Genomic DNA, 25,353 nt, shown 5'->3' with positions numbered 1-25,353 from the left:
AACGTTAGCTTTCGCTAAGTACGAAATCCATGATACCCAAGGCGGCTTTTCTACCTTGATCAATAGCGGTAACCACTAAATCTGAACCCAGCACCATATCACCACCGGCAAAAACATTCTGTTTACTTGTTTGTAATGCAAAGTCACTGTTATCTGAGGCAAGAACACGACCACGAGAGTCAAGTTCAACACCTGCGTCTATCATCCACTGCGGAGGGCTTGGTAAGAAACCAAAAGCGATAACGACGGCATCAGCTTCCATTACAAACTCGCTGCCTTCAATAGGCTCTGGATTACGGCGACCGTTAGAGTCAGGTGCACCAAGTTCAGTTTTGACAAACTTAACACCAATGGCTTTACCTTGGTCATCAACAGCAATATCAAGTGGCTGTATATTGAAAGCAAAGTTAACACCTTCTTCTTTAGCATTTTGTACTTCACGAGGTGAGCCAGGCATATTAGCTTCGTCACGACGGTATGCACAAGTTACTTCTGTGGCACCTTGGCGAATTGATGTTCGAACACAATCCATTGCAGTATCACCACCGCCAAGCACGACAACTTTTTTATCTTTAAAGCTAACGTATGGTTTAACTTGGTTTGACTCTTTTTCTGTAATCCCCATCACATTTTGGGTATTACCAATTAAGAAATCTAACGCATTATATACACCTGTAGCACCTTCATTTTCAAAGCCACCACTCATATCTTTATAGGTACCAAGGCCTAAAAACACCGCATCAAATTCATTACTGATTTCTTCAAAACTGATATCAACGCCGACATTGGTATTTAGTCTAAACTCTATCCCCATGCCTTCGAATATTTCACGACGAGTTTGAATAACTTCTTTTTCTAGTTTAAATGATGGAATACCAAAGGTTAATAAACCACCAATTTGCGCGTGACGATCGTATACTACAGCGTCAACACCATTACGGGTTAAGACATCTGCACATGCTAGGCCAGCAGGACCTGCACCAATAACTGCAACACGCTTTCCTGTTTTAATGACGTCAGACAGATCAGGTTTCCAGCCTTGTGCTAATGCAGTATCGGTAATGTGTTTTTCAATATTACCTATGGTTACCGCGCCAAAATCGTCATTTAATGTACAGGCTGATTCACATAACCTATCTTGCGGACAAACACGACCACACATTTCAGGTAAACTATTGGTTTGATGACATAAATCTGCAGCTTCGAATATTTTACCTTCCGTAACCAGCTCTAGCCACTGTGGAATATAATTATGAACTGGGCATTTCCATTCACAATAAGGGTTACCGCAATCTAAGCAGCGATCAGCTTGACCAGCGCTTTGCTCTTCACCTAAAGGTTGATAAATTTCAACAAAGTTGATTTTACGTTCATTAATTGACTTCTTTGCTGGGTCAATTCGTTTTACATCAATAAATTGATAAACGTTTTTACTCATGGCTCTCTTTCCTTATCAATTAATTATTGTGCTTGTACGCGTAATTCAGCTGTTGAACGACTACGATGGCCTAATAATGTTTTAACATCAGTCGCAGTTGGCTTAATCAACTTAAATAATGGAGCAAATTGATCAAAATTTTGTAAGATATCTTGTGCACGTAAACTGCCAGTTTCTTCAAAGTGGTGTGTGATAATGCCACGTAAATGTTCTCTATGAATCGCTAAATCATCAACGGCTAACATTTCAATTGATTCAGTATTCAGGCGAATATCTAAATCAGACTTTTCATCTAACACATAAGCAAAACCACCAGTCATGCCAGCACCAAAGTTGACACCTACATCACCCAGAATAGTAACGATACCGCCAGTCATATATTCACAAGCATGATCGCCTGCGCCTTCAACAACGGCACGACAACCTGAGTTACGCACTGCGAAACGTTCGCCTGCACGACCACTAGCATATAACTTTCCGCCAGTAGCGCCATACAAACAAGTATTGCCCATAATCATTGTTTTATGGCTTAAGTAATCAACACCTTTTGGTGGTTTGACAATAAGTACACCGCCAGTCATACCTTTACCGACATAATCGTTAGCATCACCTGTTAAGGTAAGGTTTAAACCTCCGGCATTCCAAACACCAAAACTTTGACCTGCGGTTCCTGATAGGTGTATGGTAATTGGCGCTGATGCCATACCTTGGTCACCATGTTGTCGGGCAATTTCACCTGATAAAGTGGCACCTACTGAGCGATCAGTATTTTGAATGGTAAACCTAAATTCGCCGCCATGACTGTGGGCAACGGCATCTTTTGCAGCCTCAAGCATTTTTTGGTTGAGTAGGCCTTCATCGAATGGTTTGTTTCCTTCTGTTTGATGAAGGGCTGTATTATCAGCAGCGATGACTGGTGCAATGATAGGAGATAAGTCTAATTTTTGTTGTTTAGCGCTAATGCCATCAATTTGTGTTAATAAATCAACGCGGCCAATAATATCAGTTAAACTAGCAACGCCTAAGCTGGCCAGAATTTCACGTACATCTTGAGCGATGAACTTGAAGTAATTCATTGCTTGTTCAGGTAAACCTTTAAAGAATTGCTCGCGCAATACTTCATCTTGCGTAGCAACGCCTGTAGCGCAGTTGTTTAAGTGGCAAATACGTAAGAATTTACAACCTAAGGCAACCATAGGGGCGGTACCAAAACCAAAGCTTTCTGCGCCTAAAATAGCGGCTTTAACAATATCTACGCCTGTTTTTAAACCACCGTCTACTTGCAAGCGTACTTTATGGCGTAAGCCGTTGGTAACAAGCGCTTGGTGAGCTTCGGCTAAACCTAACTCCCATGGACAGCCTGCATACTTCACTGATGTTAATGGACTAGCAGCAGTACCGCCGTCGTAGCCTGAAATAGTGATAAAGTCGGCATAAGCTTTAGCAACGCCCGCAGCAATAGTACCAACACCTGGGCCAGATACTAATTTAACTGAAATAACCGCTTTAGGATTGACCTGTTTTAAATCAAAAATTAATTGTGCTAAATCTTCAATAGAATAAATATCATGATGAGGTGGTGGCGATATTAAGGTAACACCAGGTACTGAATAGCGTAGTTTGGCAATTAAAGGAGATACTTTATCGCCCGGCAATTGACCACCTTCACCAGGTTTTGCACCTTGAGCAACTTTAATTTGCAGTACATCAGCATTAACTAAATAATGCGGTGTTACACCAAAACGGCCAGAGGCAATTTGTTTAATACGAGAATTTTTTACTGTGCCAAAACGACGCTCGTCTTCTCCGCCTTCACCTGAATTTGAACTACCCCCTAAACGGTTCATGGCAATTGCTAATGCTTCATGCGCTTCTGGGCTTAGTGCGCCAATCGACATTGCGGCAGAGTCAAAGCGTTTAAACATTTCATTGCTACTTTCAACTTCTGAAATATCAATTGCTTCGCAGTCATTTTTAAATATTAACAAGTCACGAAGCATAGCCGCTGGTCGGTTATTTACTTCATCCGCAAACTTTCTATAATCATCATAATTACCGTTTAGCACGGCTCGTTGTAAGTAGTTAACGACATCAGGATTAAAGGCATGATACTCCTCACCATGTACGTATTTAAGTAAGCCGCCATGAGACATTTTTTGATGCGGTAAAAAGGCTTTGCGCGCAAGATTAATGTTGTCTTGTTCAATATCACTAAAGTCAGCACCTTGAATTCGGCTAGGTAATTCACTAAAACATAGTTTCATTATGTTTTCATTTAAGCCGATAACTTCAAATAACCCTGCGCAGCGGTAACTGGCAATCGTTGAGATACCCATTTTAGAGAGTATTTTTAATAAACCTTTATTGATCCCTTCACGATAATTAACAATCGCATCACGAGCACTTAATTTAATTTGCCCTTGTTCTACTAATTGTTCAATTGTTTCAAACGCTAAATAAGGATAGATTGCTGTGGCGCCTAAGCCGAGTAATACCGCATATTGATGCGAATCACGAACCGAGGCGGTTTCGACAATAATATTGGAATCACAGCGTAACTGTTGATCAACCAAACGCATTTGAACAGCACCAACGGCCATAGCGGCAGGAATAACCAATAATTCTTTACTAATATTTCTATCTGATAGAATTAAGATAACCGTACTTTTGTTTTTAACTAATTCTTCGGCCTCATTGCATAAACGAACGATAGCTGCTTCTAATCCTTCATCTTTATGATACGTTAAGCTTAAGGTATCTGAGCGATAATGTTCAGGATCTAGCGCGCGTAATTGTTTTAAACCGGTATACATGAGTATAGGTGTTGTAAACAACATACGGTCAGCATGGCCTGAAGTTTCATTAAATACGTTATGCTCTCGGCCTATACAAGTACCAAGAGACATGACAAAACGCTCACGCAACGGGTCAATTGGAGGATTAGTTACTTGTGCAAATTGTTGACGGAAATAATCATATAAAACACGAGGTTTGCTTGATAATACCGCCATAGGTGTATCATCACCCATAGAGCCGGTAGCTTCTTGCCCATTTTCGGCTAATGTTTTAATTACTTGGTGAATTTCTTCATAGCTGTAATTAAACATTTTATGGTATTGATTCATTTCTTGATCAGAAAAAATTCGCACACCTATCTGATTAGCTTCACATTGATCAAAAGGTACTAAATGACGAACATGTTGATCTAACCATTCTCGGTATGGATGACGGCCTTTTAATTCATTATCTATATCATTTGAATTAAAAAGTTTACCTGTATAGGTATCAAGCGCTAACATTTCGCCTGGACCGACACGACCTTTTTCAATTACTTCATCTTCACCGTAGTCCCAAATACCCACTTCTGATGCGAGGGTGATAAAACCATTTCGAGTAATAACGTAGCGGGCAGGGCGCAAACCGTTTCTATCTAGGTTACAAGCAACATGTCGACCATTGGTCATTACTACGCCAGCTGGCCCATCCCAAGGTTCCATATGCATGGAATTAAATTCATAAAAAGCACGTAATTCATCATCCATTAAAGTGCTATTTTGCCATGCAGGTGGCATTAATAAACGCATAGCTCGGTATAAATCCATACCACCAGCAAGAAACAGTTCAAGCATATTATCTAATGAAGAAGAGTCAGATCCAGCTTGACCAACAAATGGCGCGGCGTCTTTTAAATCAGGTAATAAAGGAGACTTAAAGCGATACGAGCGAGCACGTGACCATTGACGGTTACCCTTAATGGTATTAATTTCACCATTATGCGCGAGATATCTAAAAGGTTGTGCCAAATACCATTGGGGTGATGTATTTGTTGAAAAGCGTTGATGGAATACACAAATAGCACTTTTCATGCGAATATCGGCAAGATCTAAATAAAAGTTTGGTAAGTCTATAGGCATCATTAAGCCTTTATAAATAGTCACCAAACAAGATAAGCTAGCGACATAAAAGACATCATCAGTTATACGCTTTTCTGCACGGCGGCGAGCCATAAATAAACGACGTTCTAGATCACGGTTACGCCAGCCAGGAGGAGCATCAATGAATACTTGCTCAATTGCCGGCATATTATTGATAGCTGCTTTCCCTAATACAGAAGTATCTGTAGGAACGGTGCGCCAGCCAACAAGCGTTAGGCTTTCATCTGAAAATTCTTCTTCTAATATCTTCTTAGATAAAGCGGCAGCAACTGGATCTGGGCTTAAGAAAATCATACCAACGGCATATTTTTTTCCAAGTTTCCAGCCATTATCTTCAGCGACAGCGCGGAAAAAAGAGTCAGGTTTTTGTAATAATAAACCACAGCCGTCACCTGTTTTACCATCTGCAGCAATACCGCCTCGATGTTGCATACGGTCAAGCGCTGAAATAGCGGTCTTAATTAGTTTATGACTCGTTTCGCCATGTTGATGGGCGATTAAGCCAAAGCCACAATTTTCGCGTTGAACGCTATGATCATAAAGCTGCATTATTGTCTCCTAAAAAATATCTACTTGGTAACAGAATAAAAGAATCGAGGTAAGAAAAAGCGTTTACTATCCCGTTTTGACCCAAGAAGGGGAGGATAACACTACTTATTTTTAAGAAAAAGGTCAATAATTACTAGAGCTTTTGCTCGTATTTTATTTACATTATTTGAATAAATTGACGAGTTTATTTTTATAAAATATATGTTAAGTTTATGATTTATATGATTTACTCTAGCTTACTGATGATAGTAGTGTGAGGTATTGATCTTTTTAAACATTATTAAAAAGACTTTTGTAAGTGAGCGGTAAAACTGATTTTATTCTTACGGTTGATGAAAAAAGGAGATTTGATTGTTATTCGAATGTTGAGTGGCACTTGAGGTATAGAAAAGTTTTAATATCCCCTACTGTAAGATTTAGTAGGGGATGACTTGTTTTAATATGAAGTTTGTTAGTTCATTTTTACGGCAGGTAACTACTTCCCATAAGGTAAGTATCTACTTCGCGTGCACAACGACGACCTTCATCAATTGCCCAAACAATCAAACTTTGACCACGACGACCATCGCCTGCAGCGAAGATACCCGGCTTGCTGGTCGCAAACTTGTCATACTCTGCAGCAATGTTTGAACGACCATCTTGCTCAAGACCAAATTGTTCAATCAAACCACCTTCAGGACCCATAAAGCCCATTGCAATAAGTACGATATCAGCAGGAATTACTTTTTCGCTGCCAGCGACTTCTTGCGGGAACATTTGACCTTTGTCGTTTCGCTCCCAAGTAATATCAACAGTGTGAACTGCTTTAACATTACCTTGGCCATCACTTTCAATTTTCTTCGTCATTACTAAGTATTGACGAGGATCTTGGCCTTGAATAGCAATCGCTTCTTTTTGGCCGTAATCAACTAACAAACGTTTTGGCCATTGTGGCCATGGGTTGCTAGCTTCTTCACGTGATTCTGGTGGACGAGGCATAATTTCAAGCTGAATAGCACTTGCGCATTGGTGACGTAATGAAGTACCAATACAATCTGTACCTGTATCACCACCACCAATAACTACCACATTTTTTCCTGCAGCATTAATGAATTGGCCATCTTTATGTTCACTGTCTAGCAAGCTTTTAGTATTTGCTTTTAAGAAGTCCATGGCAAAATGAACACCATTAAGTTCACGACCTTCAACGGGTAAATCCCGTGGTACGGTTGCGCCAATACATAACACAACAGAATCAAAATCGGCTTCAAGTTGTTCAACGCTAACGTCTTTTCCAACTTCAGTGTTGGTCACAAAGACAATGCCTTCTTCAGCAAGAATATCGACACGACGTTGCACTAATTCTTTTTGCAACTTCATGTTTGGAATACCGTACATTAGTAAGCCACCAATTCTATCGGCACGCTCATAAACAGTAACCATATGACCTGCTTTGTTAAGCTGAGCAGCAGCAGCAAGACCTGCTGGCCCTGACCCAATGACCGCAACCGTTTTACCTGTGCGTGCTGATGGTGGTTGAGCAACAACCCAACCCTCTTTAAATGCATGATCAATAATTTCTTTTTCGTGAAGTTTAATAGCAACTGGATCTTCGTTAATACCTAGAACACAAGCACCTTCACATGGCGCAGGACATACACGACCTGTAAACTCAGGGAAGTTATTGGTTTTATGCAATAACTCAATCGCGTCTTTCCAACGACCACGGTAAATTAAGTCATTCCATTCAGGAATAACGTTGTTTACCGGACAACCAGCAACGACTGGTGCAAACTCTGATTTTGCCGACTGGCAAAATGGAACACCACAATCCATACAACGAGAAGCTTGCTTCTCTACGTCTGCTTGTGGAATTTCGTCATAGACTTCTAACCAGTCAATTAAACGTTCACCTGCGTCACGTTCAGTTGGCAAGGCACGACCTACGTTGATAAACCCTGTTGGATTTCCCATAATATATTCTCCTTGGCAGCTTAAGCTTTTGCGCTAGCTAATTTGTTTAAATGGATATCGAATGCTTGAACGGCGATGTCATATTCTGACTCAAACTTACCGCTTTCACGTACGTCATTCATATAGCCTTGCATACGTTTGTAATCAACAGGCATTACTTTAATAAAACGTTTAACGCTGTTGTTCCAATCACTTAATAATTCACTGGCAACATCTGAACCAGTAGCTTCGAAATGCTTAGTAATTAATGCTTTTAATTCAAGGCTTTCAGCATCTGTATCAACGGTTTCTAATGAAACCATTTCCATGTTGCATTTAGGCGTAAAATCATTGTTTACATCAAGTACGTAAGCGATACCACCAGACATACCTGCAGCAAAGTTACGACCTGTTGAGCCTAAAATTACCGCTTTACCACCCGTCATGTATTCACAACCGTGATCACCGATACCTTCAACAACTGCAGTCGCACCTGAATTACGTACACAGAAACGTTCGCCAGCCACACCTCGAATAAACGCAGAACCTGAAGTTGCACCAAAAAAGGCAACATTACCAATTAGAATATTGTCACGTGGTGAGAATTTAGCTTCTTTACTTGGATAAACAACCAAGTTTGCACCCGATAGGCCCTTACCAAAGTAATCGTTTGCATCACCTTCAAGCTCAAAGCGTAAGCCTTTCGCGGAGAAACAACCAAAACTTTGACCAGCAGAGCCATTAAATTTAACGTTAATGGTATTTTCTGGTAAGCCTTCAGCGCCATATTTTTTAGATATCTCGTTAGATACCATAGCACCGATAGTTCTGTCGGTATTGATAACGTCATACTCAAGAGAAACACTGGTTTGTGACTCAAGTGCGGCTTGCGCATCTTTTATCATTTGGCGATCAATAATGTCGTGAATTAAATGCTTTTGATCAATTGATTTGTATAATGTTTCATTCTCACCACATTCTTCTTTATGAAGTAATGGTTTTAAATCAACACCGTTATATTTCCAATGGTCTACATCTTCACGCTGTTTAAGGCATTGCGTTTGACCAACCATCTCTTCAATGCTCTTAAAGCCAAGCTCTGCCATGATTTCACGTAAGCCTTCAGCCATCATGGTAAAGAAGTTAACGAGAATGTCAGCACGACCAGTAAATTTATCACGTAAACCTTTATCTTGTGTGGCGATGCCAACAGGACAAGTGTTTAAATGACACTTACGCATCATAATACAACCCTCAACAACCAGTGCTGTTGTTGCCATACCGTATTCTTCTGCACCTAATAAGGTAGCGATTGCTAAATCACGTGGTGTTTTAAGTTGTCCATCAGTTTGGACTGTAATACGGCTACGTAATTTGTTACGTACTAATGTTTGATGGGTTTCAGCCAGACCAAGTTCCCATGGTAAGCCGGTATGTTTAATAGAGCTTAGTGGCGAAGCACCTGTACCGCCATCATGGCCGGCAATCAATACCACGTCAGCGTAAGCTTTCGTTACACCTGAAGCGATAGTACCAACACCTGCTTCTGATACTAATTTAACGTTAACACGTGCTTCACGGTTAGCATTTTTAAGATCAAAAATAAGCTGAGATAAATCTTCAATTGAATAAATATCGTGATGTGGTGGTGGTGAAATTAGACCTACACCTGGTGTTGAACCACGTGTTTTACCAATCCAAGCATCAACTTTGTCGCCAGGTAATTGTCCACCTTCTCCTGGTTTAGCGCCCTGGGCCATTTTTATTTGTAATTCATCAGCGTTAGCTAAGTAATGACTGGTAACACCGAAACGGCCAGACGCAACTTGCTTAATACGTGAGTTCATTGAATCGCCATTTTCTAACGGCGTAAAACGAATTGGATCTTCACCACCTTCACCACTGTTACTCTTACCACCAATGCGGTTCATCGCAATCGCTAATGTTGTATGTGCTTCCCATGATATTGAACCAAATGACATAGCACCTGAAGCAAAGCGTTTGAAAATATTTTCAATAGGTTCAACTTCGCTGATATCAATAGAAGGACGATCACTGCTGATGTCGAGCAAACCACGTAAAGTAAAGGCTTCTTTACTTTGGTCATCAACTGTTTTTGCGTATTCTTTAAATTGATTGATATTGTTACTAGCTGTTGAATGCTGAAGTAAACGAATAACTGTAGGGCTGAACAGATGACGTTCACCATCGTTGCGCCATGAGTACTCGCCACCGGTTGGTAGTAAGTTTTCAATAGCAATACGATTTGCTTCTGGGAAACCTTCACGATGACGTAAAATCGCTTCTTGCGCAATTTGATCTAGGCTTAAACCTTCAATACGACTAACGGTACCGGTAAAGTATTCGTCAATAACATCAGAGTTAATACCTAAGGCTTCAAATATTTGTGCGCCTAAGTATGACTGTAATGTTGAAATTCCCATTTTAGAGAAGGTTTTCAATAAACCACTACCTACTGCAGCAGTGTACTTCGCGGTAATTTGTTCATTTGTTAAATTGCTATCAAGTACGCCTTCGTCACGTAAACCATACATACTTTCTAATGCTAAGTATGGGTTAACGGCAGCGGCACCATAACCAATGACAGCGGCAAAGTGATGTGTTTCACGGATATCAGCAGATTCAAGAATGATATCGGCAGATGAACGTAATTTTTCACGAATTAAATAATGGTGAACAGCGGCTGTGGCTAAAATAGAGGGAATAGCAACATGATCACTGTCAACTTGACGGTCACTTAATATTAAGATCTCATAATCATCTTCAACCGCATTTTTTGCGTACAAACAAATACGGTCAAGTGCTCTTTTAAGGGCTCCAGGTCCACCACTTGCTTTAAAAGTAATGCTAATAGTTTTCGACTGCAAATGATTGTTATCGATATGTTGTAGCTTAAGCAGCTGCTCATTTGTTAGCACAGGCTGCTCAATTTCAACCTTGTGACAATGACCTGCAGTTTCATCAAGTAGATTAAGTGATCTACCAATATAACCGCGTAATGACATCACCAATTCTTCACGAATAGGATCTATTGGTGGGTTAGTTACTTGTGCAAACAACTGTTTAAAGTAATGCGAAAGTTGTTGTGGGCGATGTGACAACACTGCTAATGGTGTATCTGTACCCATAGCGCCTAATGGCTCTTTTGATGTACCTACCATACCGGCAAGGATTAAATTAAGATCTTCGTTTGTATAACCAAAAGCTTTTTGTATTTTACGTAGTTCTTTTAATGGTGGTTGTGCAATAGATCTTGTTGGTAAAGGTAATTGGTCTAATTCAACTTTATTTTCTTCTAACCATTTACCATAAGGTTTTGCTGAGCTAACTTGAGTCTTAACTTCATCATCACTAATGATGCGACCCTGTTCTAAATCGGCAATGAATATTTTACCTGGCTGTAAGCGACCTTTTTCAACAACTGTTGACTGGTCTACACATAAAGTACCTGTTTCAGAGCCCATCACCAAAGTACCATCTTCAGTTAATAAGTAGCGAGAAGGGCGTAAACCGTTACGATCGAGCGTTGCACCAATGATATTACCATCAGTAAATGATAATGAAGCAGGGCCATCCCAAGGCTCCATTATACAAGCATAGTATTCATAAAATGCGCGTTTGGTTGGATCCATATCTGTTTGTGTTTGCCAAGCTTCAGGCACCATCATCATCATTACTTGTGCAAGCGAACGACCGCTTAATACGAGTAACTCAATTGCCATATCAAGGTTGGCTGAATCTGAATTGTCTTTGTTACAAATTGGATTTAACATTTTCAATTCAGCATCACTAAAGTTAACTGAACTAAATAATGCCTCACGTGCATTCATCCAGTTAATGTTACCGCGTACTGTATTGATTTCACCATTATGTGCAATGTATCGGAATGGTTGAGCACGACGCCATGCTGGGAAAGTGTTTGTTGAGAAACGAGAATGAAACATCGCTAAGCCAGAGATAGTACGTTCGTCTTGAAGATCTAAATAATATTGACGAACTTGCTCAGTAGTAAATTGTCCTTTGTAAACAATTTTAGTCGATGACATTGAGGTGACATAAAATTCATCTCGTTCAGTGATTTGACTATTATTAATTTGATGAGAAGTATATTTACGTAAAACAAATAGCTTACGTTCAAATTCTTGTGCTGATAATTCAGCAGGCTTAGCAATAAATACTTGTTCAATATTAGGCTCTGTTTCAAGTGAAGCTGCACCTAGCATTGAATTATCGCCAGGGACATTACGATAACCTAATAGTGTTAAACCTAACTCAGAAATATTTTGGTTTAATGTTTCTTTACAGGTTTTGCTCAGTTCAGGATCTTTTGGGAAGAAGATCATACCAACACCGTAATTTCCGGCATCAGGTAAAGTTAATCCTAAAGTCGCCATTTCTTGGCTTAGAAAATCGTGTGGTATTTGTATAAGTATACCTGCACCGTCTCCACTTTTAACGTCGAAACCAGTACCACCACGATGTTCCATACAGCTCAACATAGTGAGTGCATTTTCGATAATGTCGTGAGACTTTTTACCCTTTAGATTAGCGACAAAGCCAATGCCACAACTGTCATGTTCAAATTCTGGGCGGTAAAGGCCTTGGGATTTTTTGCTCATATCATTCATTGCGTATTCCTATTTCATCAAACTATTTTTATTAGCTAAATTTTATTTGCTAATTTAAGTCATATATTTTTAATGCTCAAAATTTATACTGCTGATCCTTCAGAACATCATTTAGAATTTTTTGAACATCGAACGTCAGACTTCTACCGAGTCTTTACGGGACGATATGCCATTAATGAAAATCATTATTTAAAGCGGCCGGCAAAAGTACGCTTAAAATGATTTTGAGTCAATCTTTTTGTGAATATATATGCATATTATTTGAATATATAAGAAGATAAGTTGTTCTTAGAAAACTATTTTAATCTTATTTTTTAAATGTTATTTTCTAATTACTTTAATATATTCATGGGGTTATATTTATTTTGTGAAAATACTTTATAGCTAAACTAAATTATATTTTTTAGTATAAATCACAGATTAATTATAAGTCATTTTTTAACCAATTTGAAGTAGTGAATAAAGAGGCAAAATTTTTTATGGGTATAAATACAATAAAATAGATGAGTGTTACTAGTTGAGCGTTAGTTTATGTGAGTAATTGAATAACTTAGAAAGAAGAAATACGTTTATGTTGAGTAATCGCCCATTAAAAAAGCCTCAGCAATAATGTTGAGGCTCTTGATGATGGGGCAGATGTTTAAAGCACTATTCTTTTATATTATAGAGCTATGGCTGATAACCGCCAACAACCCCTTTAGTTGTTACACTAACGGCATCATGTGCATGCAGAGATTCAAGGTGATTTATTCTTAACCAAAAATCATCATAGCCTTCTGCTTGATTCATACTGTATTGCAAGCGGCGTGCAGCATCTTCACAAAACATTAAATTTTGTCCATTAAGACGAGCAAATTCCTGTTCGTCTTCACGTTTTACAGCAGCTTGTACCGGTGTTTTTAATGAGTTTTCAATTAAATTAACTAAATCAGTAATAGGGAAGTCGTTAATATCACTGTTAAGCTTTACTTTTACCTCTGCAACTGAGCGTTGAGAGTGCGGTGTAGCAACAATACCTTCGGTTGTACCTAACCATTCATGAATTGAATCTAAATCAACATTAGTATCGTTGAATTTATCCTGAAATGCTTTCTGAATTAATTGTCTTGCCAAAGCTGCAGAGCAAGGACAGGTAGACGAGTAAGGTACGTTAATAGACATTTCTATATCAAGCTTACCCTGATTAAAGTGGCCTATTAAAGTGGTAGGATAAGCCTTCCAACCTTCTTTTCCGCTAATTAAAGATTTTCTACGCAAGTGGTAATCAAAATTGAAAGTAACTTTTGCTTGGTCACTTAAATCACTATGACTACTAATAAAGCCGTCAAGAAGTGTTACTAAACTTTGATAGTTCAGTACATTGCTGGTTGATAACTCGTCGAGAAGTAAATACAGACGTGACATATGAATGCCTTTAGCCTGAGCTTCTTTTAAATTAACAAATGCATCAATATGGGCTGAAACCATACGTTCGCTCTGGCCTTTTGAGGCGACCATAATTGGCATTTCAATATTACTCATCCCTACCCAGTCAAGTGTTCCTTCTGTTTGGGCTGTGGTATGGTTGGCAATATCAGGCATCGTTGTCGGCATTGTGACTCCGCTTTTTAAGCTATAGCTACTTAACTAAGGCTGCGTGATGATAGCTAAATAACCGCGCAACAAGTAAATTCAAGGGCGCACATTCTATCTTATTTTTTATAGCCATACTACTTCAAAATTAATCAATTATTAGCTTAAGATGATTTGCGGTAAACTAATTTTTAATTATGTAAGTGAAACTATGGATGGATACTGTGTAGTCATTTAGAATAGAATTCAAGCAGCAAATACTTATTCATTCACTTGTTATGTTAATAAGTAACGCACTATAAATAAGATGGTAGGTGGTTTATGAATGAAAATTTTGAGTCGATACAGTTAGATAAAGAGCTGCTTAGTGACTATGTACAACGTTTAGGTCACGGCGTGGTAAAACAAATGTTTGACTTATATATTCAACAGGTGGCTTTATATATTAATGATATTGAAAGTTCATTGTTGTGCGATAACTCACAATTATGGCAAGAGCATTGTCATAAAATGAAAGGTGCAGCAGGTAGCGTTGGTTTAAAGTCATTACATATACGCTTGAAAGAAATGGAAAAAACCACAATGGGTACGAGTGGTAAAGCTCAACAACTTGCTGAGCTTAAAATTCATAACAAACAAGCGATAGCCGCTTTTGATGATTGGCTCTCAGGTTTGTAGCTTAATGGTTGTTAATTTATATTTATTGTAGTTAAGGCTAGGTTACTTTACCTACAAAACGATAACCTTCACCATGTATGGTATTGATTAGTTCAGGGGTATTATCATTTGATTCGAAATGTTTACGTAATCGTCTAATTGTTACGTCAACAGTTCTATCATTGTCTCGCAAATCTCGACCAGTCATTTCTTTAATTAATTCTTGCCTAGAAACAATATTGCCTTCATTTTTTATTAATAAACGTAACGCTCTATACTCTCCGCGAGGAATAGGAATTACTTCTCCTGTTGGACTAGTCATTTCGCGTGAATGACCATTTAATTTCCACTCATTAAAAGTAACAATAGGTTGTTCTAACTCGATGTCGTTTTTACTGTTACCAATACGGTTTAAAATATTACGCGCCCTAATGGTCAACTCTCTAGGGTTAAATGGTTTTGTTAAATAATCATCAGCACCAATTTCTAGCCCTAGTATTTTATCAATATCACTATCACGACCTGTTAAGAATATTAACCCTAAATTTTTATTACTTGCCAAATTTCTGCCTAGTAATAAGCCGTTTTTCCCCGGAAGATTAATATCCATGATCACTAGGTTGATATCTTGCTGTTCTAGCATAGTGGTCATCGTTTCTTCGTTATATGCTTCAAATACATTATAACCTTCAGCTTCAAATAAATTGCGTAAATTGAAACGTGTAACGTCTTCATCTTCTACTATGAGTATTTGATAATTTTCCATGCCAATTCCGTTAATTTAATAGAGATGTTCAAGCGAATTTTTAATATTATTATTTTATCGTGAAAGTATAGTTAACACTTTGTAAACCATGTTAACTAAGTCTAAATTAAATAACAATTATATTGCAAACTATTACCATTATTTATTGTTCTAAGGTAAGTAAAGCGGGAAAAATGATATTAAATTTAGTGCCTATCCCTATTTCGCTTTCAAAATCGATATGTCCATTTAAGGCTTGGGTCACAATATTAAACACTAAATGGAGTCCTAAACCGCTTGCACCGCTACCGCGTTTAGTTGTGGTAAAAGGAGCAAATATTTTCGATTTTACACTTTCATCAATACCTGTACCATTGTCTTTATAGCTTATATGTAATTGATCACTCAGATAAAATACAGAGATAGTTATTTCACCATCAGTCTTGCCTTCAAAACCATGAATAATTGAATTTAAAATAAGATTAACCAATATTTGGTTAATCTGTCCGGCTTTACTTTCAACAATAAGGTTGTCAGGACAGTCTATAATGAGATCAATATGTTGTTCATGTAGTTTCGCTTTTAAGGTGATAAATACTTCTTCAAGCAGCGTTTTAAAATTGAACGAATTTGTTTCTGTGCTTGTTTGATCAACTGCCACCTTTTTAAAGCTAGAAATTAATTTTGCAGCCCGATCTAGGTTTCGGTAAATCATCTCTATATTTTCTTCACCCTGAGTCAGGAATTTTTTTAGCTGACTGGATTTTAACGTTTTATCTTCAAAGGCTTGTTTTATTTCCATCAAACGGTCATTCATTAGTGTTGAGGCCGTAACACCCAAACCAATCGGGGTATTTATTTCATGGGCAATACCTGCAACCATGTCGCCTAGAGAGGCCATTTTCTCGGTTTCAACCAACTGCCCTTGAAATTGATGTAATTTTTCCAAAGTTGAAAGCAACTCTTGATTAGATTCTTTTAAAGCATTCGTTCTAGCCTGTACCTTTTCTGCCAATATATTATTTTCTAATAAGGCTTGTTGGTGTGTGTTATCTTTTTTTGTGATGTGCTTCGCTGTTCTATTTAATAAAATATTAATGTTTTGAGCTAAAATATCAAATTCAATAAGTGGTAGGGGGTCTATTTGTTCATTATAGTTTTTACTGTGTGATATTTCTTGTAATGACTCAACTAAAGTAGTGAGTAACTGATTGATTTTATTTTTAATTGAAGATGCTAATATAAAGAAGAGCGTTAAAGCGAATAGCAATAATGCAATCGCAGTGAACGTTAGCTGTCGACTAAAATCATGAATGTTTTTTTTACTTGCTTGAATATACAAATAACCGACTATGGTTTTATTTTGTTTTATTTCTACCACTAACTCTAAATTATTTTTTTGATTTTTAAGAGTTAGTAATTCATCTATTTGAGCAACTTTACTTGGAATTGCTGGATGATAGATGCTTTTATTAAAACCAGTAAAGTAAGTCGTTTCAGTGCCTTCTTTTTTATAAATATGAATATAATTAATGTAGTCAGCTGTCACGAGTTTTTTTAGGTTAGCGTTTGCTCTTTTTTCGGCGCCTTTTGTATTTTCAACTAAGTAGGTTACATTGGCTTGAGCAATAGATTTGGCCCAAGCGCGAGTGTATTTTTCTAACTTTAACTCTTCTTGAGTTTCTACAATATAGATAATACTGGTTAGAATAATGACTATTACGAAAGAAGCTACGCCTAAAATACTGGCGAGTAAAAATCTTCGATTAGATATTAATTTATTTTTTGTTTTCATGGCATAACCATCGCTGAAAAAAATACATTTATCAAGTCTGGTTGACCATTAATTAGCTCTACAGTGATAAATGTTAAATCCTTGTTTATTAATTAATCGTTTGGTTGTTCCTATGTATTCTTGCATGATCGGTAAATACTGTAAAAAACTATTGGCAACTATGGTGATATCTCCACGAGGCTCAATATGAGGCTTAATTCCTCTTAAAAAATCCTCACTTGCTTGATAACTGGTTTTGGTGCCTTGATGGAAAGGCGGATTAGAGACTATATGTTGATATTTTCCTGCTACGTTAGATAAACTATTTGAGGCAAAAACAGTACCAGATAAATTATTTAATGCGAGTGTTTTTTGGGCTGATGTTATTGCTAAAGCACTTACATCCAGTAAGTCTAATTGGGTAGATTCAAACTTCTTACCGATAAAACAGCTGATAACACCTGCACCACAACCAAAATCTAGCACTTTTCCTTGCATAAACTGAGGTAAGTTATCTAATAATAATGCGGTGCCAATATCTAACTTCTTCTGACTGAAAACACCTGGCAATGAAGCGATAGTAAGCGATATATTGTTGATATTAATTTGATATTGTTTAAACCAGTCTTCAATATTGAACTGCTTATTTAAATTTTCAGGGTTAACGATGCCGGCAAAGAGTAAACAATGACGTGCAGCATCTATTTTTTGACAATTCTGAAGAAATTCTCCGGTTAATTTAGGGCTAGATTGTATGCCACCTTTCTTCTCGCCTACTAAGATTATTTTAGCGTCGTTGCTTAAATAAGGGGCAATCACCGCAAAAGTAAAAGCAAGTTCATCTTTGCTTTTTGGGAAGTTAATCACAACTAAGTCGTGTTGTCGTTCAGTTTTATATTCGCTAGCAAAACTTGTTTCGACCTGTTTATCAAATTTGTTTTTTATCGCTAAATAATCGACAAAATTAGTATTATGGCAACTTAATTGTGCCTCTGGATTATCAAGTAGATAGCTTTCAATAAAACCATCTGCCATTAAATTAATAAATAAGGGCGTTTTAGCCGATAATAGTGCACTATTTCGTACTAATATTTGGCTGATGTTTGAAGTTGACATAATGATGATTAACAGTGAATAAGTTAGAAGATAGTATTCTACTGTATTCAAGGTTTTTTCTATAGTCTGAATATTTCGATATTGACAGAAAAGTGATAACAATGTTTAAATAGCGGCGTCCCTAATTCAGACTTTTGATTTAATATCAAAAGTTCACCTCTAAATTATTGATATTTTAGATAAACCATCAAGATAAGTGTCAGCAATGTTTATATTTTATAAATGATGACGGCAGTTACTGATAGGAATACAAATAAAATGTTAATAGTTATGAGGAAAGGGGCCAGAAGAGGAGCGTTAACCAGGTAGTTATTATTTGCAATGTTATTTTGCACAGAGATCAAAATCTGATAATAGTAATGAGGGGGATTAGCGCCGAGATAAGTATTTGTTTGATAAAACACTTATCGGTTGTTTACCTTGGTGTCTAACCAAAGTTTAAGGGCTGAATCCCGACAACTGTCACTGATATTGAGCTACCTTAATAGAAGGTAGGTTATAATTGAGTGGAGAGCTTCTGGTCTTTGCATAAAAGCCAATAATAGCCTTAACATAAGGTTGTTATACTTAGCTCTTTATTGTGAATACCTTAAAGCCCTCCGAACTAATTTGTATTGTGCTTAAGCCGATATAAACATTATGAGTTCGAGAGCAATGAATACACAATCACCTACAAATATAAATTCCCAACTTATTGGCAACAGAAACCTTGACGCTTGTTCTTTATGGACAGCTTTAGTGACGCCATTTTTAGAAAATAATCAAATTGACTTTACTAGTCTAGAACGAATCGCAATAGCACAAGCTGAAGCAGGTAACGGTATACTGTTACTTGGTAGCACAGGTGAAGGTTTAGCATTAACCCGTGATGAGCAAATGAGTATTGTTGAGTTTGTGTGCAGTCTACAGCTTAATACACCGTTAATGGTTGCTGTTGGTGGCTCTAATCTAGCAGAACAAATTAACTGGGTTGAATACTGTAATACCTTACCCATTGATAGTTTTTTACTCGGAACGCCACTTTATGCCAAGCCGGGTGTCGTTGGCCAAACACAATGGTTTAAAGCTCTACTAGATGCTGCTAATTTCCCCTGTATGTTATATAACGTGCCTTCTCGTAGTGGCGTGGAAATTCCCGTTGAAACCTTACAAAATTTGCAAAATCATCCAAATTGTTGGGCAATGAAAGAGGCAAGTGGCGATTTACATAAATTTCTTAATTACCGTGAACAATGCCCAGGTGTAGCACTTTATAGTGGTGAAGATGCCATGATGCCATATCTAGTACCGGCAGGTGCGAAAGGTTTAGTCTCGGTCTGCGCTAATGCATGGCCTCAAGCAACACAAACGTATGTTCAACTATGTTTAGTTGGACAAACCAACACTATGTTTCCATTATGGAACAGGGCTGTAGCAGCACTATTTTGTGTTGCTAACCCTATCCCAGTCAAAATGTTAATGCAGCAGCAACAAAATATTAAAACACCGATATTGCGAGCGCCATTAACACACCTTGAATTAACCGATAATACAGAGTTATTGGCATTTGATGAAAAAATTAATCAATGGTTAGTGCAAGCTAATCAATCTTCTTTTATAAATACACATGAAAATAGGAATATCGCATGAATTGGCAAGATGTAATAGCACAATTAGAAACTGGTGCACTACGCGCAGCAACTCAAGATGAAAACGGTAATTGGCATGCCAATGTTGAAGTAAAACAAGGTGTTTTAGCGGCATTTAAAGCGGGTGAAAACATTGCTTTTGGTGATAACTATTTAGGTTTTGTTGATAAACATAATTTACCTGCTCGTCAGTTTACACCTGAGGATGGTGTTCGTTTAGTACCGGGCGGTTCATCTGTACGTGCTGGTGCTCATGTTGCTAAAGGCGTCATTATTATGCCACCGGCTTATATCAACGTTGGTGCATTTGTTGATACCGGTACTATGGTTGATAGCCATGCTCTAATTGGCTCATGTGCTCAAATTGGTAAAAATGTTCATGTTTCAGCTGCGGTTCAAATTGGTGGTGTATTAGAGCCGATCGGTGCTAGCCCAGTAATCATTGAAGATAATGCTTTCTTGAGTGCCGGTGTTGTTATTGTTGAAGGTATTGTAGTGAAAAAAGGCGCTGTACTAGCACCAGGTGTTTCATTATCTAAATCAGTACCAGTATATGATTGTGTTAATGAAGTGATGCGTGAAAAAGGCGCTGAAATTCCAGAAAATGCTATTGTTGTTCCGGGCACTCGCCCTGTAAAAGGAGATTGGGCGCAAGCACAAGGCTTGAACATGGCATGTGCGTTGATCGTTAAATATCGTGATGAACAAAGTGATGCGGCATTAGAGTTAGAATCTATCCTTCGTTAATTGTTCAACTTGTTGCTGTATAGTGCAAGTTAAGCGTTAAAGTACTTATAAATTCTTGGGAAAGTATTTTAATTTTCAAAGAATGGGCTAAACGCTTAAGCATAAAAAACACGGAATATTGATTGATGATCAATTCCGTGTTTTTGCTTTTAACTTGAACTATATAGCTTAAAGCTAGATTATTAATAATAATGAATTAATTGAAACTTACAGTGTAATAAATGAATTGAAATATTATGACTAAACCCACTTGGTTCGACACCAATCTTGAAAGTACGTTATTAGCTCATCAATCGCCCGAAGATGAACAAGGCTATTTTGTCTATCAATTAGATACGTTAAAAAAACACCTTGCGACATTACAGCAACAAGATGTGATTAAGCTTTGGTTTGCTGTTAAAGCCAATCCTTTATCTAAAGTTATTCAAACATTAGATAATGAAGGGTTTGATTTTGATGTTGCTAGCGCCGGTGAGTTATCACAAGTATTAGCACAAGGTGTGAATCCTAGCCGTATTTTGAATACAGGTCCCGCTAAATCTAAAAAACAACTTGATGCTTTTGTCAAAAAAGGTGTCGGTACTTTTGTGATTGAAAGCTTAAATCAACTGACTTGGCTTAATGAAGTTGTTAAGGAAAAGCCAGCTAGTGAAAAACCAACGGTATTACTGCGTGTACAATTACAGTGGCCTGATGGTGAAAAGAATCCATTAGGTGGTAATAGCTTAACGCCTTTTGGTTTATCGGTAGAAGAATGGCAACACATTAAAGTAAGTGACTATCCCGAATTAAATATTTGTGGTTTACATATTTTTCAGTGGGGCAACATGCTCAGTAATGAAAAAATGTATTCCTTATGGGGGCAAATGGTTAAGCCACTCACTGAACTTGCCAACGATATTGGTATGGAGCTAAAAATTCTTGATTTAGGCGGTGGCTTAGGTATCGATTATCTTGGTGAAGGTAAAACGTTGGCATGGCAGCAAATTATTTCCGATTTAGCTGACATTAAAGCCAAGGCTGGCGTTGATGAGCTTTGGTTAGAGCTTGGTCGTTTTGCGGTTGCTGAATGTGGCTATTATGTTGTTCCGGTAATTGATAGAAAAACTAATTATGGTCAAGAACAATTGGTGTTGGCAGCAGGTATTAACCATCTTATTCGTCCAGCAATAACAGATCAACCTTTTCCAGTTACCTTACTTCGTCAGTCGAATGAGTCAAGCCAATACTTTGATTTACATGGGCCTCTTTGTACAAGTATGGATAAACTTGGTCATTTATCTTTACCAAAAGATGTTGAGGTTGGTGATGAATTAGTTTTTGGTTATTGTGGTGCCTATGGGTTTACTGAAAGCATGCCGTTTTTCTTATGTCACCAATTGGCGGCAGAATATGTAATTCAAGAAAATAAATTAGTTGAAGTTAGAGCTGCGAAACCTGCGAGTTCATACCTTGCATAGTATTCGAATAGTATTCGAGTAATGTTCGCGTAGTTTTGCCTATACCGGTTAATAAATGAGATAAATGATGAATACCTTCAAAAAAAGTATTATGCACGTTGGGGAAATGGCTAGTGGCGCTAAGTTAACCGTGCCTGTTTATTCGTTTGAAAGTGAAAAAAGTAATACAGCCTCTGGAACTCAAAGTACAGCGCCTAATGTTTATATTCAAGCAAATATGCATGGTGCTGAAGTACAAGGAAATGCAGTTATCTTTCAGCTGCTAGAGCTATTAAAAGATTGCAAAATTCAAAGTGATATTACTTTGGTACCTTATGCCAATCCTGTGGCTTGTAACCATAAAAATGGTGAATATACATTAGGTCGATTTGACCCTATTACGGGCGTGAACTGGAATAGAATGTACCATTTTGATGAGTCAATTATAGTACCTTTTGCTCAGCAAAATATTAATGCGAGTGAAGATGAAATTAGAGTAGGATTTGAAAAAGTATTAATCGATCAAATTGAACAAAAGTTGGATCATAATATTTGGGGACTGACTACTGGTCAACGCATTGCTTATCAGTTACAACGTATGGCACATCAAGCTGATATAGTACTCGACTTACATACCGGCCCCATTTCAAGTAAACATTTATATTGCCCTGAATACGCGAAGGCAAGTGCTAGCTACTTTGATATACCTCATACCCTTTTTATTCCTAATGATTTCGATGGTGCAATGGATGAAGCAACTTTTTGTCCTTGGTGGAGCTTGCAACAAGCCTATAAAAAGTTAGATCGAAACTTTGTTATGGGCGAGGGGGCTTTTGCTAAAGAGAGTTTTACTGTAGAGCTGGGCTCTCAAGAGCAAATTGATTTGGATGTCGCGCATCAAGACGCATTAGGTATTTTAAGCTACTTACAGTACAAAGGTGTGATTGGGCTTAGTAGTTGCCTAGAAACCCCTTCTGAAGAGGTATCGTTACAAAAAGCTGAGTCATTAGGGTATCAACCTCAAGAAATGACACGCTATGCTTGTTATTTAAAAGACTATAAAGCATTGTACTCTCCTATGGGGGGGATGGTGGATTATTTAGCTGAATTTGGTAAGCCTCTACCCGCAGGTAAGCCATTAGCACGTATTTTAAGAATGGATAATTACGGTGATGGTAATCCATTACATAATGTTATTCTTGATAAAGATGTCCTTCCTATTTTACATTTCGCTTCTGCAAGTGTGAATCAAGGGACTGAACTTTATAAAGTTTTTACCAATTACTTTGAAATATAACGTCGTATAATTGCTGGAATTTAGGTTTGAAACATTCATCATTAATAGATAAATACTTATTGTCATCGCAGCTGCTAACGTTTGATAGTAAAGCGCAGGTACTCGATCTTGCCTGTGGTGAAGGGCGAAATGGTCTGCATGTACTTGAGAATGATATTAATGTTGTTTTTGCTGATATTAATGGCGAATCACTAAAGCAGGTTGAACAGGCCGTTAATCGTTTGCAGCTAAATACACAAAAGTTAGCGCAATATTGGCAGGTAGATTTTGAGCAAGATCATTTTGAACAAGTCCATTTTGATCAAGGTAACGATAAACCATTAAAGGCAGAAACCTTTGACGCTATTATGGTTTTTCGTTACTTACATCGTCCGCTGATGGCGCAGATTAAAGCTGCTGTAAAACCAGGGGGCATGATTATTTATGAAACCTTCACAGAGCAACAAGCAAAGTTAGGCAGGCCTAAAAATCCTAATTTTCTATTGAAGCCTAATGAACTGCTTGAATATTTTTCAGATTGGAAAATATTGTATAGTTTTGAAGGAGAGGTTTTTACCTCACAAGGTAGCCATGCGAAGCAAGCTATCGCACAAATTGTTGCTATTAAACCTGAATGATTTTAAAACTGGGCCGTAAGTTGAAGCTAGATCTACAAATCGTCAGTAGTTTCTAGTTTAGGAAAAACTTGGTTTCTGCCTGCATCTTTAGCTTTATATAAGTGTTTATCTGCGCTATTGATCACTTCATCAATACTTTTCGTGCCATCGAATTGCTCAATACCCATACTCGAAGTTACCTTAATTGCTTTATCTTGATAAAAAGTCGTATGGTTTTGTATCTGAACTCGAATTTTTTCGGCCACAACATTGGCATTGGCAGCTGTTGTTTGTGGCAAAATAAATAAGAATTCTTCTCCGCCCCAGCGTGCAATAGAGTCTTGTTCTCTCATATTAGACATAAATATCTTTGCTAGCGCTATTAAAATAGCATCACCAGCGTTATGCCCATATAGATCATTTACTTTTTTAAAATAATCTATATCGCATAAAATAATAGACAATGGATCTTCTTTACGTGATATACGAGCTTGTTCTTGTTGTAAAATAGCAAGGGCACCACGACGATTTGATAGCTGGGTTAGCGGGTCAAAATTAGCGAGTTGTTGATACTTTTCACTTAACCTTAATGCGCTTTTATATGAGCGTTCTCTAGAGTATTCATATAGTGCAGAGAGAGCTGTCACGGTTAAAAACGAGTATAACAAACGTAATTTAAATTCCATACTGTATGGCGCATGTGTCATAACATCTGTTGGTATAAACATTATAATACTGATAACGGCAACGAACATCGCAATATTGACTAAGCCGTATTTTAGACCTTGAATAAATACCGAGATAGGAGGAATGATAAATATCCATAATGGTCCTGTCTGTGCTACACCTCCAGTATAAACAAGGTAAAACATAAGAGAATAAAGCGAATATAAAACAATCGCAGAGCTAAATATCGAATTATTAAACTTTTTATAAACATAGTAGCCCATAAAAAATAGCAAACTTGAGCCAAATAAAGTTACAGCTAATATATAAGTTTGGTTAAATAATGCGATAACCGCCATCGTGGCAAGGATTGACATGCCAACCAAAGAAAAGACAGCAACCACATGAGGCTGATATAATTCATCATCTGATTTGTTAGTTATTTTATGTGTTTTTTGCAAGATGTTGATCTTATTTTTAGCATATTAAGTATTGGTCAATAAAGAAGCATATCAGGTTTTTCGCAACATAATAACTAACCTCAGATCGGGTTAAGCCCTAACCATAGCATTCTTCTCTACGTCATTAATATTAAGGGTTGGCTTATTTTCTT

At 37.6% G+C, this 25,353-nt stretch carries 16 protein-coding genes and 1 riboswitch; of the genes, 7 read left to right on the top strand and 9 right to left on the bottom strand.

Annotated features, from left to right (window positions below; all coding sequences use genetic code 11):
- Positions 1–4: 4 nt before the first annotated feature.
- From Q4503_RS03730 to gltB (Q4503_RS03715), 4 genes are all read right to left on the bottom strand, one after another.
- On the bottom strand, positions 5–1,438 hold the full coding sequence (locus Q4503_RS03730; RefSeq protein ID WP_215972188.1) for an FAD-dependent oxidoreductase: 1,434 nt from the start codon (positions 1,436–1,438) through the stop codon (positions 5–7).
- 23 nt (positions 1,439–1,461) lie between these two features.
- The gene (gene gltB, locus Q4503_RS03725; protein WP_215972187.1) at positions 1,462–5,922 is read right to left on the bottom strand and encodes a glutamate synthase large subunit; all 4,461 of its coding nucleotides are present in this window, start codon (positions 5,920–5,922) and stop codon (positions 1,462–1,464) included.
- 462 nt (positions 5,923–6,384) lie between these two features.
- Entirely contained in the window at positions 6,385–7,875 is a 1,491-nt protein-coding gene (locus Q4503_RS03720) for a glutamate synthase subunit beta (RefSeq protein ID WP_215972186.1), read from the bottom strand.
- A gap of 20 nt (positions 7,876–7,895) precedes the next feature.
- Entirely contained in the window at positions 7,896–12,503 is a 4,608-nt protein-coding gene (gene gltB / locus Q4503_RS03715) for a glutamate synthase large subunit (RefSeq protein WP_303601410.1), read from the bottom strand.
- 72 nt (positions 12,504–12,575) lie between these two features.
- Between gltB (Q4503_RS03715) and Q4503_RS03710 the strand changes: the two genes are divergently transcribed.
- Positions 12,576–12,725: a hypothetical protein gene (locus Q4503_RS03710; RefSeq protein WP_215972184.1), complete on the top strand. Its 150-nt coding sequence runs from the start codon at positions 12,576–12,578 to the stop codon at positions 12,723–12,725.
- 447 nt (positions 12,726–13,172) lie between these two features.
- Here Q4503_RS03710 and folE2 read toward each other — a convergent pair whose 3' ends face one another.
- Complete coding sequence (gene folE2, locus Q4503_RS03705) at positions 13,173–14,096, bottom strand: GTP cyclohydrolase FolE2 (RefSeq protein WP_215972183.1); 924 nt, start codon at positions 14,094–14,096, stop codon at positions 13,173–13,175.
- 300 nt (positions 14,097–14,396) lie between these two features.
- On the opposite strand from folE2, the gene Q4503_RS03700 reads away from it, so the two are divergent.
- Positions 14,397–14,753, top strand: a complete 357-nt coding sequence (locus Q4503_RS03700) for an Hpt domain-containing protein (RefSeq protein ID WP_303601409.1) — start codon at positions 14,397–14,399, stop codon at positions 14,751–14,753.
- Between the two features lie 37 nt (positions 14,754–14,790).
- On the opposite strand, the gene arcA is transcribed toward Q4503_RS03700, so the two are convergent.
- From arcA to Q4503_RS03685, 3 genes are all read right to left on the bottom strand, one after another.
- The gene (gene arcA / locus Q4503_RS03695; RefSeq protein ID WP_303601408.1) at positions 14,791–15,498 is read right to left on the bottom strand and encodes a two-component system response regulator ArcA; all 708 of its coding nucleotides are present in this window, start codon (positions 15,496–15,498) and stop codon (positions 14,791–14,793) included.
- Between the two features lie 142 nt (positions 15,499–15,640).
- A complete protein-coding gene (locus Q4503_RS03690) occupies positions 15,641–17,272 on the bottom strand; it encodes a sensor histidine kinase (protein ID WP_215972180.1) in 1,632 nt (543 codons plus the stop codon).
- A 48-nt stretch (positions 17,273–17,320) separates the two neighbouring features.
- Entirely contained in the window at positions 17,321–18,367 is a 1,047-nt protein-coding gene (locus Q4503_RS03685; protein ID WP_303601407.1) for a methyltransferase, read from the bottom strand.
- Between the two features lie 279 nt (positions 18,368–18,646).
- A riboswitch (Lysine riboswitch) is annotated at positions 18,647–18,892 on the top strand.
- Positions 18,893–19,021: 129 nt separating this feature from the next.
- Between Q4503_RS03685 and dapA the strand changes: the two genes are divergently transcribed.
- From dapA to Q4503_RS03660, 5 genes are all read left to right on the top strand, one after another.
- Positions 19,022–19,996 carry a 4-hydroxy-tetrahydrodipicolinate synthase gene (gene dapA / locus Q4503_RS03680; protein WP_303601406.1) on the top strand — a complete coding sequence of 325 codons (975 nt, stop codon included), beginning with the start codon at positions 19,022–19,024 and terminating at the stop codon, positions 19,994–19,996.
- A complete protein-coding gene (locus Q4503_RS03675) occupies positions 19,993–20,742 on the top strand; it encodes a 2,3,4,5-tetrahydropyridine-2,6-dicarboxylate N-succinyltransferase (protein WP_303601405.1) in 750 nt (249 codons plus the stop codon). Before dapA ends, Q4503_RS03675 begins: the two co-directional genes overlap by 4 nt.
- A gap of 236 nt (positions 20,743–20,978) precedes the next feature.
- Positions 20,979–22,202, top strand: coding sequence for a PLP-dependent decarboxylase (locus Q4503_RS03670; RefSeq protein ID WP_303601404.1), 1,224 nt, complete (start codon positions 20,979–20,981; stop codon positions 22,200–22,202).
- Between the two features lie 67 nt (positions 22,203–22,269).
- Positions 22,270–23,478, top strand: coding sequence for a succinylglutamate desuccinylase/aspartoacylase family protein (locus Q4503_RS03665; protein WP_303601489.1), 1,209 nt, complete (start codon positions 22,270–22,272; stop codon positions 23,476–23,478).
- A gap of 26 nt (positions 23,479–23,504) precedes the next feature.
- Positions 23,505–24,095 carry a bifunctional 2-polyprenyl-6-hydroxyphenol methylase/3-demethylubiquinol 3-O-methyltransferase UbiG gene (locus Q4503_RS03660; RefSeq protein WP_303601403.1) on the top strand — a complete coding sequence of 197 codons (591 nt, stop codon included), beginning with the start codon at positions 23,505–23,507 and terminating at the stop codon, positions 24,093–24,095.
- 32 nt (positions 24,096–24,127) lie between these two features.
- Here Q4503_RS03660 and Q4503_RS03655 read toward each other — a convergent pair whose 3' ends face one another.
- Entirely contained in the window at positions 24,128–25,201 is a 1,074-nt protein-coding gene (locus Q4503_RS03655; protein WP_303601402.1) for a GGDEF domain-containing protein, read from the bottom strand.
- Between the last annotated feature and the right edge of the window lie 152 nt (positions 25,202–25,353).

Source organism: Colwellia sp. 6_MG-2023, from assembly GCF_030547765.1.
GTDB lineage: Bacteria > Pseudomonadota > Gammaproteobacteria > Enterobacterales > Alteromonadaceae > Colwellia.
The sequence above is the reverse complement of the archived record's forward strand: the minus strand, read 5'-3'. Positions and strand labels throughout refer to the sequence as shown.

Excerpts from the sequence above, each read along its gene's own strand:
- Q4503_RS03730 (WP_215972188.1), bottom strand. The coding sequence starts at position 1,438 with ATGAGTAAAAACGTTTATCAATTTATTGATGTAAAACGAATTGACCCA.
- gltB (WP_215972187.1), bottom strand. The coding sequence starts at position 5,922 with ATGCAGCTTTATGATCATAGCGTTCAACGCGAAAATTGTGGCTTTGGC.
- Q4503_RS03720 (WP_215972186.1), bottom strand. The coding sequence starts at position 7,875 with ATGGGAAATCCAACAGGGTTTATCAACGTAGGTCGTGCCTTGCCAACT.
- gltB (WP_303601410.1), bottom strand. The coding sequence starts at position 12,503 with ATGAATGATATGAGCAAAAAATCCCAAGGCCTTTACCGCCCAGAATTT.
- Q4503_RS03710 (WP_215972184.1), top strand. The coding sequence starts at position 12,576 with ATGCTCAAAATTTATACTGCTGATCCTTCAGAACATCATTTAGAATTT.
- folE2 (WP_215972183.1), bottom strand. The coding sequence starts at position 14,096 with ATGCCGACAACGATGCCTGATATTGCCAACCATACCACAGCCCAAACA.
- Q4503_RS03700 (WP_303601409.1), top strand. The coding sequence starts at position 14,397 with ATGAATGAAAATTTTGAGTCGATACAGTTAGATAAAGAGCTGCTTAGT.
- arcA (WP_303601408.1), bottom strand. The coding sequence starts at position 15,498 with ATGGAAAATTATCAAATACTCATAGTAGAAGATGAAGACGTTACACGT.
- Q4503_RS03690 (WP_215972180.1), bottom strand. The coding sequence starts at position 17,272 with ATGAAAACAAAAAATAAATTAATATCTAATCGAAGATTTTTACTCGCC.
- Q4503_RS03685 (WP_303601407.1), bottom strand. The coding sequence starts at position 18,367 with ATGTCAACTTCAAACATCAGCCAAATATTAGTACGAAATAGTGCACTA.
- dapA (WP_303601406.1), top strand. The coding sequence starts at position 19,022 with ATGAATACACAATCACCTACAAATATAAATTCCCAACTTATTGGCAAC.
- Q4503_RS03675 (WP_303601405.1), top strand. The coding sequence starts at position 19,993 with ATGAATTGGCAAGATGTAATAGCACAATTAGAAACTGGTGCACTACGC.
- Q4503_RS03670 (WP_303601404.1), top strand. The coding sequence starts at position 20,979 with ATGACTAAACCCACTTGGTTCGACACCAATCTTGAAAGTACGTTATTA.
- Q4503_RS03665 (WP_303601489.1), top strand. The coding sequence starts at position 22,270 with ATGAATACCTTCAAAAAAAGTATTATGCACGTTGGGGAAATGGCTAGT.